The sequence below is a fragment of the Inquilinus sp. genome (assembly GCF_057815775.1).
On record NZ_JBYRFX010001203.1, the window covers coordinates 1 to 3488 of the forward strand.

Annotated in this window: 4 protein-coding genes and 1 pseudogene; all 5 read right to left on the reverse strand. The window is 67.7% G+C overall.

The features are described 5' to 3' along the window. On the reverse strand, positions 1-331 hold a 331-nt coding region (locus tag AC3XYG_RS42735), incomplete at its 3' end, for an ATP-binding cassette domain-containing protein (protein ID WP_489146014.1). Further along, positions 328-1176, reverse strand: a complete 849-nt coding sequence (locus AC3XYG_RS42740) for an ABC transporter ATP-binding protein (RefSeq protein WP_489146015.1) — start codon at positions 1174-1176, stop codon at positions 328-330. The genes AC3XYG_RS42735 and AC3XYG_RS42740, both read right to left, overlap by 4 nt. Continuing rightward, positions 1173-2060 (reverse strand): ABC transporter permease, encoded by an 888-nt coding sequence (locus AC3XYG_RS42745; RefSeq protein WP_489146016.1) that lies wholly within the window; start codon positions 2058-2060, stop codon positions 1173-1175. The genes AC3XYG_RS42740 and AC3XYG_RS42745 overlap by 4 nt, the downstream gene beginning before the upstream one ends. Positions 2061-2062: 2 nt before the next feature. Further along, positions 2063-3040, reverse strand: coding sequence for an ABC transporter permease (locus AC3XYG_RS42750; RefSeq protein ID WP_489146017.1), 978 nt, complete (start codon positions 3038-3040; stop codon positions 2063-2065). Between the two features lie 69 nt (positions 3041-3109). Next, positions 3110-3488: pseudogene (locus AC3XYG_RS42755) on the reverse strand (ABC transporter substrate-binding protein); the annotation flags it as partial.

Below are 3488 nucleotides of genomic sequence, written 5' to 3' on the forward strand. Positions count from 1 at the left end.
CCAGGGGGCGGGCGATGTGGTGGAAGATGGTGTGGGTCGGGTTCAGCGACCCGAACGGGTCCTGGAACACCATCTGCACCGCGCGGCGATAGGCCAGGGTCTCGGCCGCGCCGTGCAGCTTGGCGACATCCTCGCCCTTGAACAGCACCCGGCCCTCGCTGGGCTTGTGCTGCAGCATCAGGATGCGGGCGCAGGTGGTCTTGCCGCTGCCGGATTCGCCGACCAGCGCCAGCGCCCGGCCGGAATGAAGCTCAATCGACACGTCGTCTAAGGCGCGGACCGAGCCGAAGCTCTTGCCCACGCGCTCCAGGGCCAGGATCGGTTCGGTCATCGCGCCGCCTCCGCGACGTCCTGCAGCGCGGTGCGGCCGGCGCCGTGCAGCGAGGGGAAGGACGCCCACAGCTTGCGGGTGTAGTCATGGGCGGGGGCGCGGAAAATCTGCTGCGCCGTGCCGACTTCGACCAGCTTGCCCTTCAGCATCACGCCGATGCGGTCGCAGAACTGCACCATCAGGCTGAGGTCGTGGGTGATGAACAGGATCGAGAAGCCGAGCCTGCGCCGCAGCCCGTCGATCTGCTGCAGGATCTCGCGCTGGACCACGACGTCCAGCGCCGTGGTCGGCTCATCCATCACGATCAGCTTCGGGTCCAGGGCCAGGCAGATGGCGATGACGATGCGCTGGCGCATGCCGCCGGAGAACTGGTGCGGATAGTCGGACAGGCGCCTGGGGTCGATGTCGACCATCCGCATCAGCTCGGCCGCACGCTCGCGCGCCTGGGCCCGGCTGCAGCCGGTGTGGGTGACCAGCACGTCGCGGAACTGGGTCTCGATCGTCAGCACCGGGTTCAGCGCGTTCATCGCGCTCTGGAACACCATGCCGACCTCGCGCCAGCGGAACCGGCGCAGCGCCTCGCCATCCAGGCGCAGCACATCCTGGCCGGCGAAGGCGATCTCGCCCTCGCTGATCAGGGCCGGCGGCTTGTGCAGCCGGGTGATGGCGAAGGCGATGGTGCTCTTGCCGCAGCCGGATTCCCCGGCCAGGCCGAACACCTCGCCGCGGCCGATGTCGAAGCTGACATCGTCGACCGCGCGGAAATCGCCGCGGTCGCCGATATAGTCGACGGCCAGGTTGCGGACGGAGAGCAGGGGGGCTTCGGTCTGGGAGATGGCGTTCACGACCGCGCCTCCCGCATCCGCGCCAGCTTCTTCCACCGCGCCATCGACCGGCCGATGCGCAGCTGCGGGTTGGCGACCTCGTCGATCGCGAAGTTCATCAGCGACAGCCCGGCGCCCAGCAGGGCCAGGGCGGCGCAGGGCGCCAGGATCTCCCACCACGCCCCGACCACCATGGCCGAGGCGTTCTGCGCGTTGTACAGCATCATGCCCCAGGAAATGGTCTGCGGGTCGCCCAGGCCCAGGAACTCCAGCGTCGCTTCCGTGATCACGGCGTAGATCACGCTGCCGATGAAGTTGATGCCGACGATTGACACCAGGTTCGGCAGCAGCTCGACCAGCATGATGCGCCAGCGCGGCTCGCCGATCATCTCGGCCGAGCGCACGAACTCCTTCTCCCGCAGCGAGAAGGTCTGCGCCCGCGTCACCCGCGCGCCCCAGGCCCAGGATGTGGCGCCGATGATCACCGCGATCACCAGCGGGCTGGCCTGTCCGATGAAGGCGGCCAGCACCAGCAACAGGGGCAGGTTGGGAATGACCAGGATGACGTTGGTCGCGAAGTTCAGCGCCTCGTCGGTCTTGCCGCCGAGATAGCCGCCGGCGACGCCGACCGCGGTGCCGATCACGGTGATGATCAGCCCGGCGCCGAAGCCGACGGCCAGCGAGGTGCGGGCGCCGTGGGTCAGCTGCGAGAACACGTCGTAGCCGTTGCGGGTGGTGCCCAGCACATGCACCGCCGACGGCGCCTCATGCGGCCGGCCGACCCGGCGCGCCGGGTTGTAGTCGCTCAGCAGGGGCGCGATCAGCCCCATGATGATGATGACAAGGACGATGGCCAGGCCGATGGCGGCCTTGCGGTTCGACAGGGCGGCGAGGATCATCCGCATGTTCAGCTCCTGCGCAGCCGGGGGTCGAGGAAGGCGTAGGCGACGTCGGCCAGGAAATTGGCCAGCAGCATCGCCAGCGTCATGATCAGCAGCTGGCCCTGGATCACCGGATAGTCGCGCGCCAGGATCGCCTGGTACAGCGTGTTGCCCAGGCCGGGATAGTTGAACACCACCTCGGTCACCAGCGACCCGCCCAGGATCTTGCCGATGGCGATGGCCAGGCTGGTCACCCCCGGCAGCAGGGCGTTGCGGGCGCCGTACATCAGCATCACCCGCCGGTCGGACAGGCCCTTGGCCCGGCCCATGGTGATGTAGTCCTCGCCCAGCAGGTTGATCATGTTGTTGCGCATGGTGACCAGGAAGTCCCCGGTCAGCACCACCGACAGCGTCGCGATCGGCAGGATCGCGTGATACAGCACGCTGCCGATGTAGTCGAAGGACAGGGCAGGGTCGAGGCCGGTGTCGGAGGAATAGCCGGTCGGAAACCACTGCAGGGTGAAGCCGAAGACGAACAGCCCGAACAGCGACACCACCACCGCCGGCGTCGCCAGCGACACGACCGCGGCGGTCGAGACGGTGACGTCGAACCGGCTGCCTCGGCGCCAGGCGGCCAGGATGCCCAGGAAGGTGCCCAGCACGAAGCTCAGCAGCGTCGCCCCGCCCATCAGGAACAGGGTCCAGGGCAGGGCGCGGCCCAGCACGTCGGCAACGGTGATCGGGAAATACTTCACCGACACGCCGAGGTCGCCGGTGAAGACGCTGCCGAGATAGGCCAAATATTGCTGCCACAGCGGCCCGTCGACGAAGCCGAAGGTCGCCTTCAGCGCGGCGATGTTCTCGACCGACAGCCGGTTGCCCGCCTGCGAGAACATGATGTCGACCGGGTTGCCGGGCATCAGCCGCGGGATCACGAAGTTGATGCTGGCGGCGACCACGAAGGCGACGAGGTAGAAGAACAATCGGCGGGCGACAAAGGCCATTCCCGGTCCTCGGATGCGGGGGCAGGGACGGCGCGGACCCGGCTTGGGCCCGCGCCGCGGCTATTATGGTTACTGGACCGGGCGCAGCGCCAGCAGGTGCAGCAGCCGGTCGTGGTTGGGGTCGTAGTTCTGCGGGCTGACGAACGGGTTGTCGGCGGTGGCCCAGCCGGTGAAGCGCTTCGAGTTGTACTCGTACCACAACGGGCTGTTGTAGACGGGCACGACCGGCATGTTTTCGGCCAGGATCATCTGCGCGCTGTTCAGGATCTCCTTCTGCTTCGCCGCGTCGACCGTCTGGGTATAGTCCGCCAGCAGCTGGTCCAGCTTCGGGTCGAAGAAGCGCTGCGCCGAGAACCGGGTCTTGCCCTTGTTGCGCGAGTTGAAGGCGTCGTCGATCTGGTAGTACGGCGTGGCGCCGACGTACCAGGAGTTCAGGGCCATGTCGAAG

Coding starts and splice junctions, on each gene's coding strand:
- AC3XYG_RS42750 (WP_489146017.1), bottom strand. CDS start 3,040: ATGGCCTTTGTCGCCCGCCGATTGTTCTTCTACCTCGTCGCCTTCGTG.
- AC3XYG_RS42745 (WP_489146016.1), bottom strand. CDS start 2,060: ATGCGGATGATCCTCGCCGCCCTGTCGAACCGCAAGGCCGCCATCGGC.